The following is a 13,731-nucleotide window of genomic DNA, read 5'->3' as shown; positions in this document are numbered from 1 at the left end:
CTCCTATCACGACGCGGATGGCGCTGTCGCGGGGGCCGCCCCGCGTTCCTTGTCGATCAGTTCCGCGAGAAAGCGGGCAATCATGGGGCGATGCTCGGAGCCGATGGCCGCCACGGCACGGGTGATCCGCTGGTGCTGCATCGTGGCCAGCCCGTCGGCGAGGGCCCGCCCCTTGTCCGTCAGGAACAGGAGGCGCTGGCGGCGATCTTCCGCCCCGGCCTTCTGCTCCACGAAATCGCCATGGATGAGATCCTTCAGGACACGGGCGAGGCTCTGCTTGGTGATCTCGAGAATATCAAGCAGTTCCGCGACCGTCAGGCCGGGATGCCGGTTGATGAAGTGGATCACCCGGTGATGGGCGCGGCCGAAACCGTGCCGCTCGAGCAGCCTGTCCGGTTCACCGACAAAGTCGCGATAGGCGAAGAACAGCAGCTCGATCAGTTCGAAATCCGGCAGGGCCGGCGTCAGCGCGCGCGGATCCGCCGGCGGAGCCGGGGCGGCAGCAACAGCGGAAAGGAGGGGCGATTTCACGGGATTCCTGCCTCAACAGCACCGGGTGCAAGCATTGCCCAGAAAAATTACGTCAATGATGTTGACATATTTCAGATCGATTGTTACTCGTCAAGCCAATTCACGCGCAATGAAAATGCGCTGAAGAGATCTTTCAGGCTTATGCATTGCAAAGGCTGTGGCTTCAAGACGGGGCCGCCGCTTGCGGAAAAAAGCCGGCCTCTGGCTTTCGCCTTTGCAAGCAACTAAAAGGCCCGAAAAATCACCTCAAACGGAAGGAAATGCCATGTCGACTGCTGCCGCCCCCGCCGTGATCCCCTTCGACAAACGGGAGGGCTACATCTGGATGAACGGTGAGTTGCTGCCATGGGTCGACGCGAAGGTCCATGTCCTGACGCATGGCCTGCATTACGGCTCGTCGGTCTTCGAGGGCGAGCGCGCCTACAAGGGCAAGGTCTACAAGAGCCGCGAACATACCGAACGCCTGTTCAAATCCGCCGAGATCATGGATTTCGAGATCCCCTATACGGTGGACGAGATCGAAGCCGCCAAGATGGCCGTGCTCGAAAAGAATGGCGGCGGTGACCAGTATATCCGCCCGGTGGCTTTCCGCGGCTCCGAAATGATGGCGGTGTCGGCCCAGCACAACAAGATCCATGTTGCCATCGCCACCTGGAACTGGCCGTCCATGTTCGATCCGGCCGCCAAGATGAAGGGCATCCGCCTCGACATCGCCGAATATCGCCGCCCGGATCCGGCCTGCGCCCCGGTTCATGCCAAGGCCGCCGGCCTCTACATGATCTGCACCATTTCGAAGCATCGCGCCGAGAAGCGCGGCTATGCCGATGCGATGATGCTCGACTGGCAGGGCCGCGTGGCCGAATGCACCGGCGCGAACATCTTCTTCACCAAGGACGGCGCGATCCACACACCCAAGGCCGATTGCTTCCTCGATGGCATCACCCGCCGTTCGGTGATCGACCTGGCGAAGCGCCGTGGCATGGATGTGATCGAGCGCCGCATCCTTCCGGACGAACTGCCGAGCTTCAACGAATGCTTCATCACCGGCTCGGCTGCCGAGGTGACGCCCGTGGCCGAGATCGGACCCTACCGCTTCACGCCGGGCAATATCAGCCGCGTGCTGATGGAAGATTACGTCGCCGAAGTCGGCGCCAACTGAAACCGGTCTGAACGGAACCGCGATCCTGCCGGCCACAACTCAGGTGTGGCCGGCAACCGAATCAACGGGGCGAGCGGGCATTACCAGCGCGAAAGGGCGGCCTCGTCGCTCTCCTTGGCATCGACCCACTGGCCCTCACGGCCGTCGGTGCGATGTTCCTTCTTCCAGAACGGCGCGCGCGACTTCAGGAAATCCATGATGAACTCGGCACCGGCAAAGGCCGCCTGCCGGTGGGACGAGGCGACACCGACCAGCACGATCACCTCACCCGGCGCGACAAGCCCGTAGCGATGGATCGCCACGATGCCGAGCAGCGGCCAGCGGCCAGCGGCCTCCTCGGCGATCCGGATGATCTCGGCCTCGGCCATGCCTGGAAAATGCTCGAGCTCGAGTCCGGACAGCGTGCCCTTCTCGTCGCGGCAGAGGCCGGTGAAGGTGACGATCGCCCCGATATCACCCCGGCCTTCGGAGAGGAAACGCGTCTCGGCCCCGACATCGATCGGTTCGGCCTGCAGGCGCACGACCAGCGGTGCCATGTCAGCCACCGGTCATCGGCGGAAACAAGGCCAGTTCGCGGGCCTCGCCCAGCGGGGTTTCCAGCGGCACATGCTTGCGGTCAAGCGCCGCCCGGATGATCGAGGGCTGCTCGAACGCATAAGCATAATTCTCGCCGAGGCTGGAGAGATGGGTGATGACCTCGCCGACAGTCCGCACGTTCTCCGGCAGGGCGATCACCTCTTCCGGCACGCCCACCCGCTCGCGGAGCCAGGCGAAATAGAGGATCTTCATGCCGCGTCTCCGTCATCATCCATGAGATGGCGGATGGAGGCCTTCATGTAGTCATAACCGGTGATGATCGTCAGAATCGCGGCGGCCCAGAGCAGCGCAATCCCGATATGGCCGGTCCAGCCCGCCGGAAGGATCGCGTCGCCCGCCGGCCCGGCAACCAGGAAGCCGACCGAAACAATCTGTGCCGTTGTCTTCCATTTGGCGAGCTTGGAAACCGGCACCGAGATCTTCACCTCGGCCAGGAATTCGCGCAACCCGGAAACGAGGATCTCGCGGCTGAGGATGACGATCGCCGCCCAGATCGACCAGGAGCGGATCGTGCCATCTGACACCAGCATCAGCAGGCAGGCCGCGATCAGCAGCTTGTCGGCAATCGGATCGAGCATGCGCCCGAGCGAGGATTGCTGCTCGTAGACGCGCGCCAGATAGCCGTCGAGATAATCGGAGATGCCGGCCAGCGCATAAAGCCCGAGCGCGTACCAGCGCATGGCGGGGTCGCCCGGCCAGAAAAGCAGGCCGACAATGACGGGGATGACGGCGATGCGGCCATAGGTGAGCAGGTTCGGCAGCGACATGGCAAGCCGTCTTCCGCGACCGGATCCCGATTGCCGCAAGGAGTTCGACGTGCCTTCCCTCATACCGCCTTAGCACCATGCAGCGGCGGGCGGGTCAAGCGGCCAATGCGGGAATTCACGCTCACGTGGGTTTCTCGTGGAAGAAGTCATAGACCAGCCGGGCTGTCGCCTCGTTGATCCCGTTGACCTTGGCCAGATCACCATAGCTCGCGCGGCTGACGGCTTTGGCCGTACCGAAATGCAGCAGCAATGCCCGTTTTCGCGAGGGGCCGATCCCGGGGATCTCGTCGAGCGGGTTCTTCGTGATGTCGCGCTTCCGCTTGGCGCGATGGGTGCCGATGGCGAAGCGATGCGCCTCGTCGCGCAGACGCTGGATGAAATATAGCGTCGGATCGCGCGGGGGCAGCTTGAAGGGCTCGCGGCCCGGCACGAAAAAGGTCTCCCGCCCGGCATCCCGGTCCGGCCCCTTGGCGACGCCGACCAGCGGCACATCGGTAATGCCAAGTTCGGCCAGCACACCACGTACCGCCTCGAGCTGGCCCTTGCCACCATCGATCAGCACGAGATCCGGCCAGGCCGGCAGCGCCTCGGGATCTTCCAGAACCTCTGGTCGCGGTGTCTCCTTGAGCAGCCGCGCGAAACGCCGCTGCATCACCTCGCGCATCATGCCGTAATCATCGCCAGGCACGAGGCCCTCGGACTGGATCGTGTAGGTCCGGTAATGCGTCTTGGAGAAGCCGCGTGGGCCGGCGACGACCATGCCGCCGACCGCATTGGTGCCCATGATGTGGGAATTGTCGAAGACATCGATCCGCCGTGGCGGCGCCTTCAGCCCGAACGCCTCCGCTACGCCCTCCAGCAAACGCGCCTGGCTGGCGGTCTCGCTGAGGCGCCGGCCCAAAGCCTCGCGGGCATTGGTCAGAGCATGCTGCACCACGTCGCGCTTCTCGCCGCGTTTCGGCACCAGGATCTCGACCTTGTGCCCGGCGCGTTCGCTCAACGCCTCGGCCAGCAGCACCCGGTTCTCCACCTCCTCGGAGAGCAGGACAAGACGCGGCGCGGGCCGCTCGTCGTAGAACTGGCCGAGGAAGGAATCGAGCACCTCGCCCGGCTCGAGTGCCCGGTCGGCGCGCGGGAAGAAGGCGCGGTTGCCCCAGTTCTGCGCGGTGCGGAAAAAGAACACCTCGATGCAGAAATGCCCGGCCTCGGCATGGATGGCGAAGACATCCGCCTCCTCGATCCCCGCCGGATTGATATCCTGGCTGGCCTGCACGCTGGACAGGCCGGCGAGCCGGTCGCGGTAGCGGGCTGCAGCCTCGAAATCGAGCCGCTCGGAAGCCGCCATCATCTCAGCGCCCAGCTTTTCGCGGATCGTGCCGCTGCGCCCGGACAGGAAGGCCTTCGCCTCCCCGACCAAAGCACCGTAATCCCCGAGCGATATCTCGCCCGTGCAGGGCGCGGCGCAGCGCTTGATCTGGAACAGCAGGCAAGGCCGGGAACGGTTCTCGTAATAGGAATCGGCGCAGGTGCGCAGCAGGAAGGCGCGCTGAAGGGCGTTAAGCGTGCGGTTGACCGCCTGGGCCGAGGCGAAGGGCCCGAAATACTGGCCCTTGCGGTTCCGGGCACCGCGATGCTTGCGGATCTGCGGGGCGGCATGATCACCGGTGATCATGATGTAGGGGAACGACTTGTCGTCCCGCATCAGCACGTTGTAGCGCGGCTTGAGCTGCTTGATGAGATTGGTCTCGAGCAGCAGCGCTTCGGTTTCCGTCGTCGTGGTGATGAATTCCATCGCCGACGTCTCGGCGATCATCCGGGCGATCCGGTTGTTCGGCGCATCCCCGCGCGCATAGGACGAAACCCGCGCCTTCAGGTTGCGGGCCTTGCCGACATAGAGCACCTCGCCTGCAGCATTGAGCATGCGATAGACACCGGGCGAGCCCGGCAGCGTCTCCCAGAAGGCGCGGATCACGGCCATGCCGCTGGCGAGGCGCTGCGGCGTCGCCTCGATGACGGGCAGGGCCTCGGTCTCGAGTTCCTCGACGATCTCCTCCTCGCCAGGCTCCTCGATCGGATCAGGCAGGTCGTCCTCGGAAGCGGAAGGGGGTCTGGCGGCACTCATGGCGGCGAGAGATAGGCCCTGGAAGGTCGATCGCAAAGGGCAGGCAGCACCTTTCCCGATCGAATTTCACCCTGTGCGTCATCACACGGCGGGGCCGGCTGCCCCGGAGTAGCTTCACATCATCGCCGAGACAGAAACCGGCGGGAAGCCGAAACAACCGCCGAACCCGACAAACCCGAACCCCGACAACCCTGACCCCCCAAAGGAGACCGCCATGACCACCTTCAAGAAGACCCTCACCGCCGCTGCCGCCGCCCTCACCATGTCGGTGGCCTTCGCCCCCGCCGCCGAGGCCAAGTTCCACCGCAACGGCTGGCTGGCCGCCGGCCTCATCGGTGGCGCCGTCATCGGCAGCACCCTCGCTGTCCGCGGCGCCCATGCCCACGGCTACTATCATGGTGGCTACGCCTCGGACTGCTACCGGGTCCGTGAGCGGGTCTGGGATGATTACCGCGGTCGCTTCGTGGTGGTCCGCCGGACGGTTTGCCACTGAACCACCCCGCCCCTTCGGCCCTGACCCGAACCCCGCCTCCCCCGAGGCGGGGTTTTTCGTTCGGCTGACCATTAGCACAGCCCGCCGAAACGGCAGCGCCTGGGCCCCGGCAAACCCTGACCACCGCGAAGGGCCAGCCCCCCGGGAACCCGCTGGCACGTCCAGAAAACCCGTTTTTCACCCTGTGCGGAATCGCACGGCGGGCCGGGAGGGGCCGGTCTAGGGTCTTTTCAACGACGAGACGAAAGCCCCGCCGCCCCGAAGACCGAAACGCCAACCGCCTGACCCCGCACCCGAACAACCCAGCCCCCCGGAGACCCACCATGACCTCGATCAAGAAGACCCTCGCCGCCACCGCCGCCGCCCTCACCATGGCCGTGGCCTTCGCCCCCGCCGCCGAAGCCAAGTTCCACCGCAACGGCTGGCTGGCCGCCGGCCTGATCGGCGGCGCCGTCATCGGCACCGCAATCGCCGCGAACAACGCCCACGCCGCCCCGGTCTACCACGCGCCGGAAGTCGGCCCGGATTGCTACCGCGTCCGCGAGCGCGTCTGGGACGATTACCGCGGCCGCTTCGTGACGATCCGCAAGACCGTCTGCGAATAAGCCCCCGCCTCTCTCCCCCGGCGCCATCAGCCCCTGCCAATCCCGATGGCGCCTGGACTGCCCCGCTTCCTGCCGCTGGAAGCGGGGCTTTTTCTTTTGTCGGCGGGTGCTCCTGCCCGTTGCACCGCGTGACATGGTCGATAAGTTGTCGCTGACGTAACGACACAGGAACGGCCGATGGCCCTGCATTTCTCCCCTGCCGAATTCGAACGCCGCAAGCAGGCAGCCCTCGCCGCCATGGCGCGCGAGAATCTCGATGCGCTCTTCCTTTTCCAGCAGGAGAGCATGTTCTGGCTCACCGGCTACGACACGTTCGGCTTCTGCTTTTTCCAGTGTCTCGTGCTGAAGGCGGATGGCCGCATGGCCCTGCTGACGCGCTCGGCGGATTACCGGCAGGCGCAGCGCACCTCGACGCTCGAGGATATCCGCGTCTGGAAGGATTCAGCCACGGCCAATCCCGCCCTCGACCTGCGCGCGATGGCGGCGGATCTCGGCCTGGCCGGCAGGCGGATCGGCGCCGAATTCGAGAGCTACGGGCTGGTCCATTCCAATGGCCGCAAGCTGGAGGCGGCCTTTGATGGCTTCGCGACCCTGGTTGATGCCTCGACAATCCTCACCCGGCTCCGGGCCGTGAAATCGGCGGAGGAAATCGCCTATGTGCTTGAAGCTGCTCGTTTGTCTGATGCAGCAGACAAGGCTGCGATCGACCACCTTGGCCCCGGCGCCGACGAAGGCGTGATCCTTGCCGCCCAGCACGCGGCGATCTTTGCCGCCGGCGGCGATTATCCGGCCAATGAGTTCATCATCGGCTCGGGCGGCGATGCGCTGCTCTGCCGCTACAAATCCGGCCGACGGCGGCTTGATGCGAATGACCAGATCACGCTCGAATTCGCCGGCACCAGCCGGCACTACCATGCCGCGATCATGCGGACCCATATCGTCGGCGCGCCGAAGCCGCTGCACCGGCGCTATCACGAGGCCGCGGAAGAGGCGCTGCATGCCTGCCAGGCCGCAATGAAGCCGGGCAACCCTGCCGGTGAGGTCTTTGCCGCGCATGCCCGCACCCTTGATTCGCACGGCCTCTCGGCGCATCGGCTCAATGCCTGCGGCTATTCTCTCGGCGCGAAATTCACGCCCTCCTGGATGGACTGGCCGATGTTCTTCGAGAACAACCCCTGGACCCTTGAACCCGGCATGGTGATGTTCGCACACATGATCCTGATGGATTCGGCCTCGGAAACCGCCATGTGCCTCGGCCGCACCTACCTCATCGAGGAAAACGGCGCCCGGCCGATCAACGCTCCCGATCTCTCCCTGGTGATTCGATGAACCGTTGCGCAGCGCGCCCGGCGGTTCTGGCAGCGATTCTGATCGCCGCCGCCCTGCCGGCCGGGGCGGCCAATGAAACGCCGGCTCCTTCGGGCGGCTCGCCGAATGCGACGATTGGCGGCCAGCCTGCGGTGCGGCAGGGCGATGGTGTCGCCGGCGGCACTTCGCCGAATGTCTTCATCAACGGGCGCCCGGCGGCCATCCAGGGCAGCCGCACCGATTGTGGCGGAGTAATCGTCGGTGGCTCGTCGAATGTCTTCATTAACGGCCGGCCCGCCGCCACGTCCGGCAGCACAACCACGCCCTGCCCGCCGCGCTGACCTTAACCACGTTTGCCCTGCCCTTGCGCTGCCCTCTTCCCCTGCGGGAGTCCGGACGTTAAAAAAGCGTTAACGGATCGGTGAGGGAGAAACGGAATGGCGCGGCGCTGGATCATGCGGGCAATGCTTGTGGCCATGCTGCCTTTCGGCCTTGCCGCCTGCCAGTCAAGCATGACCGCGATCGCTCCTGCCACCGGCCTCGGCGGATCCGCCACCTCACTCGCCTTCGTCGCCGTTCAGGGCCCGGCGCCGGATCTCGCCCAGAAATTCGAATCGATCCTCGCGCAGGAAGCGCGCAAGCGCGGCTTCGAGGTTGTCAGCCCGAATACGCCCGGCAATGCCCTCCGCGTGAAAACCTATCTCGATGCCTACCAGGCAGCAGATGGCAAGGCCGGCTTCTCGTGGGTGCTCGATACCTCGGAAAACGGCCAGACCCGATCGAACCGCGTGCGCGGCGCGGCGGCACTCGGTTCGGCCACCGGCACGCCCTGGGCCTCGCTCGACGAGGCCGCCATGCGCCAGATCGCGCAGATGAGCCTCGACGATCTCGCCCGCCAGTCTGCCGGCAGCCCGGCGGCAACCACAATCGCCTCAACAGCCGGCACAACCGAATCCGAGTGACCGTCACCGGCCAGCGTTGATTTTTGGCCACGCACGCCGGTTCTCCCGTGCTGTAACAGACCTGTCATGTTGAAACGCGCGGCGTCGCGCGCTACCAGCGTGACTTCCGGCTGGCCTGCCTCGGGGGTGCGGGGCCGCCGGCTGGCACAAGCGGGAACCGAGATCATGGACAAGATCAAGCTCGTCGCGGGCAATTCGAACCGGCCGCTCGCCGAAGCCATCGGCGCTTATCTCCAGCAGCCTCTGGCCAAGTGCCAGGTCCGGCGTTTCGCCGACATGGAGATCTTCGTCGAGATCCAGGAGAATGTGCGCGGCGAGGATGTGTTCGTCATCCAGTCGACGTCCTTCCCAACCAACGATCACCTGATGGAACTGCTCATCATTACCGATGCCTTGCGTCGCTCTTCGGCCAAGCGCATCACGGCCGTGGTGCCCTATTTCGGCTATGCCAGGCAGGACCGGAAATCGGCGCCGCGCACGCCGATCTCGGCCAAGCTGGTCGCCAACCTGATGACCGAGGCCGGCGCCGACCGCGTGCTGACGCTTGACCTGCACGCCGCCCAGATCCAGGGCTTCTTCGACGTGCCGGTGGACAATCTCTTCGGCGCCCCGGTCATGGTGCAGGATATCAAGTCCCGTTTCGAGGCCGGCAAGGTGATGGTCGTCTCGCCGGATGTCGGCGGCGTGGTGCGTGCCCGCGCTTTGGCCAACCGCATCAACGCCCCGCTCGCCATCGTCGACAAGCGCCGCCCGCGCGCCGGCGAATCGGAAGTCATGAACATCATTGGCGAAGTCGAGGGTTATTCCTGCATCCTCGTCGATGACATCGTCGATTCGGGCGGTACGCTCTGCAACGCGGCCGAGGCCCTGCTGGCCAACGGCGCGCACGATGTCTCCGCCTATATCACCCATGGCGTTCTCTCCGGCGGCGCCGTGGCCCGCATCACCGCCTCCAAGCTGAAGGAACTGGTCCTGACCGATTCCATCCAGCCGACCGAGGCGGTGCGCGTGGCAAAGAATATCCGCGTCATTTCCGTGGCTACGCTGCTGGGCGAGGCGATCAAGCGGACGGCCGGTGAAGAGAGCGTGTCCAGCCTGTTCGACTGATCCGGAGGCCGCATGAGCGCCAGCCACGACGTGACCACCCTTGCCGAGCTGGATGCACTCTATTCGCCGGTCAACCCGACCGCGATCCTCAAGGAAATCGACCGGATCATCCCGGAATATGCCCGCTTCATCGAGGCCGCGCCCTTCGTGGTGATCTCGACGGCCGGGCCGGAAGGGCTGGATTGCTCGCCGCGCGGCGACCCGGCGGGCTTCGTCCGCATCCTCGACGAGAAAACCCTGCTCATCCCTGACCGGCGCGGCAACAACCGCGTCGACACGTTGCGCAACCTCGTTCGCGATCCGCGCATCGCGCTGCTCTTCATGATCCCCGGCATCGGCAACACGATGCGCGTCAATGGCCGCGCCCGGATCTCGGCCGATCCGGAGCTCTGCGCCAGCTTCGCCATGCGCGGCAACCCGGCGACGACGGTGATCGCGGTCGCTGTCGACTCGATCTACCCGCAATGCCCGAAGGCGCTGGTCCGTTCGCGGCTCTGGAACCCGGAGGTTCAGATCCCGCGCTCGGCCCTGCCCTCGACGGGCGAGATGATGAAGGCGATCGACCCTGCCTTCGATGCCGAGACCTACGAATCGGAATACCCGGCGCGGATGGAACGCACGATCTATTGAGGCTACGCCGCGCAGCCGGTTACCCCCGGATATCGCCCCGGAACACGACATGCAGCTTGTTGCCGTCGGGATCGCGCAGATAGGCCCCGTAATAGCCTTCGCCATAATGCGGGCGGGGCCCCGGCGCACCTTCACAGGTTCCGCCCGTGGCCATGCCTCCGGCATAGGCGGAATCGACGGCCGCAGGCGAAGGTGCCTCGAAGGCAACCATCACCCCGTTTCCGGCCGTCGCGGGCGCGCCGTTGAAGGGCCGGTAGATATTGAGGCGCGGCAGCGTCTGCCCGGGCTTGATCCAGCAGAGCGAGGGCGGTCCGCCATCGGGCGTAACGGGGCGCTGCACCAGGCCGAGAGGCATCAGCAGGGCATCGTAGAACAGACCGGCACGATCGAGATCATTCGTGCCAAGGGTCACGTGGCTGAACATCGGAAACCTCACAAAGCAAAAGACAAGACAAAACAGCACTTCAGCAATGCGCCCGGATAGCACCAGCGCCGCAAGCAGGCAATGCACCGGGCAAGTTGCATGAGTCCCGCCGGGTTGCGTGGCGAGCGGTTTTCGCCTATGGAGCCGGCGTGCCGGTCTTGCACCCTTGGAGGAAGCGGCACAAACGCGAGGCCCAGCGCCCCGGTTTTCATTTTTGGAGAATCATATGTCCACCATCAAGAACCTCTCGGCCTCGCGCCGTGAGCGGGCCGGTAAGGGGGCCGCCCGTGCTGTTCGTCGTGAAGGCCGCGTTCCGGCCGTCATTTACGGCGCCGGCCAGCCCCCCGTTTCGATCTCGCTCGACTTCAAGGATACGAACAAGCTGATCTATGCCGGTCACTTCCTGACGACCGTGTTCGATATCGATGTCGAAGGCGAGAAGATCCGCGCCATCCCGCGCGACTATCAGCTCGACGTTGTCCGTGACTTCCCGATCCATGTCGACTTCCTCCGCCTCGGCGAAGGCGCGACCGTGCGTGTGGAAATTCCGGTCCATGTCGTCGGCCAGGATGTATCGCCGGGCCTGAAGGCCGGCGGCGCGCTGAACCTTGTCCGCCATACGGTCGAGTTCAATGTTCCCGCCGACAGCATCCCGGAATACATCGAAGTCGATGTCTCGAAGGCGAAGCTGGGCGATTCGATCCACATCTCGGCGGTCAAGCTGCCGGCTGGTGCCAAGCCGGTCATCTCGGACCGTGACTTCACCATCGCCACGATCGCCGGCACCGGCGCCAAGGGCGGCGAAGGCTGAGCCCTTCCGGAGGGAGGCGCCCTGACGGGCCCTCCCCTGCCAACCCGGCTGCCGCGCGGTCCCGCGCCGCAGCCTTTTTCTTGAGCGGAGCCAGGCGATGCATCTTCTCGTCGGCCTCGGAAATCCCGGCCCCCGCTACGCAGGGAATCGGCACAATATCGGCTTCATGGCCCTGGACGCGCTGCATCGCCGCTGGCGCAGATTGCCCTGGCGCGCCCGGTTCCAGGGCGAGGCCAGCGAGATCACCATCGGGACCGACCGCGCCATCCTGCTGAAACCCACCACCTTCATGAACGAGAGCGGCCGCGCCGTCGGCGAGGCGATGCGCTTCTACAAGATCCCGCTCGACCGGGTGCTGGTCTTCCATGACGAACTCGACCTGCCACCCGGCAAGCTGCGCGTGAAGACCGGGGGCGGCAATGCCGGCCATAACGGGCTGCGTTCGATCACTGCGCATTGCGGCAATGAGTATCCCCGCCTGCGTCTCGGCATCGGCCATCCCGGCGACAAGGCGCTGGTCCATGCCTATGTGCTCAATGATTTCGCGAAGGCGGAGGAGGGTTGGGTTGACAGCCTGTGCCGCGCCATGGCCGAGGAAGCACCCCGGTTGCTGGCGGGCGATGCGGCCGGCTTCCAGAGCAAGGTGCATCTGGCGATGGAGGCGGCCGGCCATGGCAGCCCGGAAACCCTCGGCCGCCCCGCGAAAAAGACTGGACTTCCGGACTGATCGAAGGTCAAAAGACCGCGATTTCCTTCTCTCTGCACAGAATTGAGCGGACCAAGCCATGGGCTTCAAATGCGGTATCGTCGGCCTGCCGAATGTCGGCAAATCGACCCTCTTCAACGCCCTGACTCAGACCGCGGCGGCGCAGGCGGCCAATTATCCGTTCTGCACCATCGAGCCCAATGTCGGCGATGTCGCCGTACCGGATGACCGGCTGGAAAAGCTCTCCGCCATTGCCGGCTCGAAGGAGATCATCCCTACCCGGCTGACCTTCGTTGACATTGCCGGCCTCGTGCGCGGCGCCTCGAAGGGTGAGGGCCTCGGCAACCAGTTCCTCGCCAATATCCGCGAGGTGGATGCCATCGCGCATGTGGTCCGCTGCTTCGAGGATTCCGACATCACCCATGTCGAAGGCAAAATCGACCCGATCGCGGATATCGAGACGATCGAGACGGAACTGATGCTCGCCGATCTCGACAGCCTCGAGAAGCGCATCATTGCCATCGAGAAGAAGGCCAAGGGCAACGACAAGGAGGCGAAAGAGACCTTCGACCTGATGAGCCGCGCGCTTGTGCTGCTGCGCGAGGGCAAACCGGCGCGGCTGGTCGAGATCAAGCCGGCCGAGGCAAAGGCCTTCGACATGCTCGGCCTGCTGACGGCCAAGCCGGTCCTTTATGTCTGCAATGTCGAGGAAGCCTCCGCCGACCAGGGCAATGCCTTCTCGGCCCGCGTCTTCCAGCGGGCGAAGGAGGAAGGCGCTCGCGCCGTCGTGGTTTCCGCCAAGATCGAGAGCGAGATCGCCGTCCTCGCGCCGGACGAGCAGCGCGACTATCTCGAGGCGATCGGCCTCGAGGAACCCGGCCTCAACCGCGTGATCCGGGAAGGCTATGCCCTGCTCGGCCTGATCACCTATTTCACGGTCGGCCCGAAGGAAGCGCGCGCCTGGACGGTGATGGCCGGCACGAAGGCGCCACAAGCGGCAGGCGTGATCCACACGGATTTCGAGAAGGGCTTCATCCGCGCCGAAACGGTGGCCTACGAGGATTACGTCACGCTCAAGGGCGAAGCCGGCGCGCGCGATGCCGGGAAGTTCCGTCTCGAAGGCAAGGAATATGTCGTCGCGGACGGTGACGTGCTCCATTTCCGCTTCGCCAACTGACCGGCATAGCCCGGAGCCAGGCAAATCGCAGCTTGTCATTAACCAATTCGACTTTAGTCTATCTCCCGGGAAACCCTCGGGAGGTGGTCATGGCTGTGATCGTCGCTGAAATCCGTTCGGTCTATTACCGTGCCTTGATGGTGCTGCTCTTTCCCTTCGTCTTCCTCTGGACCGCGCTCGAAATGGTCCCGCGGGAATGGATCAGGGGCTTTTTCGAGGGCGCACTTCTATCCTTCGCCCTTGTCTCCACCCTCGCCCTCGGGCTGGCAAGCGTGTATGGCTTGAAGATCCTGTTTTCCTGACGACCGGCGCGGCCCTCCCACCGGTCCTTC

Annotated in this window: 18 protein-coding genes; 12 read left to right on the top strand and 6 right to left on the bottom strand. The window is 64.9% G+C overall.

Translation table 11 applies throughout. The features are described 5' to 3' along the window. Positions 1-6: 6 nt before the first annotated feature. Positions 7-531 (bottom strand): MarR family winged helix-turn-helix transcriptional regulator, encoded by a 525-nt coding sequence (locus tag P0652_RS05990; protein ID WP_349774962.1) that lies wholly within the window; start codon positions 529-531, stop codon positions 7-9. 265 nt (positions 532-796) lie between these two features. Between P0652_RS05990 and P0652_RS05985 the strand changes: the two genes are divergently transcribed. Then, a complete protein-coding gene (locus tag P0652_RS05985) occupies positions 797-1,690 on the top strand; it encodes a branched-chain amino acid aminotransferase (protein ID WP_284177857.1) in 894 nt (297 codons plus the stop codon). An 80-nt stretch (positions 1,691-1,770) separates the two neighbouring features. Here the strand turns inward: P0652_RS05985 and P0652_RS05980 are convergent, their stop codons facing one another. From P0652_RS05980 to uvrC, 4 genes are read right to left on the bottom strand one after another with little or no spacing between them, the layout of a single operon-like run. Then, positions 1,771-2,226 (bottom strand): molybdenum cofactor biosynthesis protein MoaE, encoded by a 456-nt coding sequence (locus P0652_RS05980; RefSeq protein ID WP_284177856.1) that lies wholly within the window; start codon positions 2,224-2,226, stop codon positions 1,771-1,773. 1 nt (position 2,227) lies between these two features. Continuing rightward, positions 2,228-2,479, bottom strand: a complete 252-nt coding sequence (gene moaD, locus P0652_RS05975; RefSeq protein ID WP_284177855.1) for a molybdopterin converting factor subunit 1 — start codon at positions 2,477-2,479, stop codon at positions 2,228-2,230. Further along, positions 2,476-3,117 carry a CDP-diacylglycerol--glycerol-3-phosphate 3-phosphatidyltransferase gene (gene pgsA / locus P0652_RS05970; RefSeq protein ID WP_284177854.1) on the bottom strand — a complete coding sequence of 214 codons (642 nt, stop codon included), beginning with the start codon at positions 3,115-3,117 and terminating at the stop codon, positions 2,476-2,478. Before pgsA ends, moaD begins: the two co-directional genes overlap by 4 nt. A 58-nt stretch (positions 3,118-3,175) precedes the next feature. Continuing rightward, complete coding sequence (uvrC, locus tag P0652_RS05965) at positions 3,176-5,176, bottom strand: excinuclease ABC subunit UvrC (protein ID WP_284177853.1); 2,001 nt, start codon at positions 5,174-5,176, stop codon at positions 3,176-3,178. Between the two features lie 214 nt (positions 5,177-5,390). On the opposite strand from uvrC, the gene P0652_RS05960 reads away from it, so the two are divergent. The 7 genes from P0652_RS05960 (at position 5,391) to P0652_RS05930 (ending at position 10,281) form a co-directional block, all read left to right on the top strand. Then, positions 5,391-5,669 carry a hypothetical protein gene (locus tag P0652_RS05960; protein WP_284177852.1) on the top strand — a complete coding sequence of 93 codons (279 nt, stop codon included), beginning with the start codon at positions 5,391-5,393 and terminating at the stop codon, positions 5,667-5,669. A 323-nt stretch (positions 5,670-5,992) separates the two neighbouring features. Further along, positions 5,993-6,274 (top strand): hypothetical protein, encoded by a 282-nt coding sequence (locus tag P0652_RS05955; protein WP_349774961.1) that lies wholly within the window; start codon positions 5,993-5,995, stop codon positions 6,272-6,274. 177 nt (positions 6,275-6,451) lie between these two features. Further along, positions 6,452-7,603, top strand: coding sequence for a M24 family metallopeptidase (locus P0652_RS05950; RefSeq protein WP_284177851.1), 1,152 nt, complete (start codon positions 6,452-6,454; stop codon positions 7,601-7,603). Then, positions 7,600-7,923: a PAAR domain-containing protein gene (locus P0652_RS05945; protein WP_284177850.1), complete on the top strand. Its 324-nt coding sequence runs from the start codon at positions 7,600-7,602 to the stop codon at positions 7,921-7,923. Before P0652_RS05950 ends, P0652_RS05945 begins: the two co-directional genes overlap by 4 nt. 96 nt (positions 7,924-8,019) lie before the next feature. After that, the gene (locus P0652_RS05940) at positions 8,020-8,544 is read left to right on the top strand and encodes a YajG family lipoprotein (protein ID WP_284177849.1); all 525 of its coding nucleotides are present in this window, start codon (positions 8,020-8,022) and stop codon (positions 8,542-8,544) included. A gap of 165 nt (positions 8,545-8,709) precedes the next feature. Continuing rightward, positions 8,710-9,651, top strand: a complete 942-nt coding sequence (locus P0652_RS05935; RefSeq protein WP_284177848.1) for a ribose-phosphate pyrophosphokinase — start codon at positions 8,710-8,712, stop codon at positions 9,649-9,651. 12 nt (positions 9,652-9,663) lie between these two features. Continuing rightward, positions 9,664-10,281, top strand: a complete 618-nt coding sequence (locus tag P0652_RS05930; protein ID WP_284177847.1) for a pyridoxamine 5'-phosphate oxidase family protein — start codon at positions 9,664-9,666, stop codon at positions 10,279-10,281. A gap of 19 nt (positions 10,282-10,300) precedes the next feature. Here the strand turns inward: P0652_RS05930 and P0652_RS05925 are convergent, their stop codons facing one another. Beyond that, the gene (locus P0652_RS05925) at positions 10,301-10,705 is read right to left on the bottom strand and encodes a VOC family protein (protein WP_284177846.1); all 405 of its coding nucleotides are present in this window, start codon (positions 10,703-10,705) and stop codon (positions 10,301-10,303) included. 226 nt (positions 10,706-10,931) lie between these two features. On the opposite strand from P0652_RS05925, the gene P0652_RS05920 reads away from it, so the two are divergent. The 4 genes from P0652_RS05920 (at position 10,932) to P0652_RS05905 (ending at position 13,701) form a co-directional block, all read left to right on the top strand. After that, complete coding sequence (locus P0652_RS05920) at positions 10,932-11,516, top strand: 50S ribosomal protein L25/general stress protein Ctc (RefSeq protein ID WP_284177845.1); 585 nt, start codon at positions 10,932-10,934, stop codon at positions 11,514-11,516. Between the two features lie 97 nt (positions 11,517-11,613). Continuing rightward, positions 11,614-12,243 carry an aminoacyl-tRNA hydrolase gene (pth, locus tag P0652_RS05915; RefSeq protein WP_284177844.1) on the top strand — a complete coding sequence of 210 codons (630 nt, stop codon included), beginning with the start codon at positions 11,614-11,616 and terminating at the stop codon, positions 12,241-12,243. Between the two features lie 58 nt (positions 12,244-12,301). Next, the gene (gene ychF, locus P0652_RS05910) at positions 12,302-13,399 is read left to right on the top strand and encodes a redox-regulated ATPase YchF (RefSeq protein WP_284177843.1); all 1,098 of its coding nucleotides are present in this window, start codon (positions 12,302-12,304) and stop codon (positions 13,397-13,399) included. A gap of 89 nt (positions 13,400-13,488) precedes the next feature. Then, entirely contained in the window at positions 13,489-13,701 is a 213-nt protein-coding gene (locus P0652_RS05905; protein WP_284177842.1) for a hypothetical protein, read from the top strand. Positions 13,702-13,731: the final 30 nt, after the last annotated feature.

Origin of the sequence: Rhabdaerophilum sp. SD176, assembly GCF_030143245.1 — a bacterium.
In the GTDB taxonomy this organism is placed as follows: domain Bacteria; phylum Pseudomonadota; class Alphaproteobacteria; order Rhizobiales; family Beijerinckiaceae; genus Rhabdaerophilum.
Note: the sequence above shows the minus strand (reverse complement) of the source record. Positions and strands in the feature narration are given on the sequence as shown.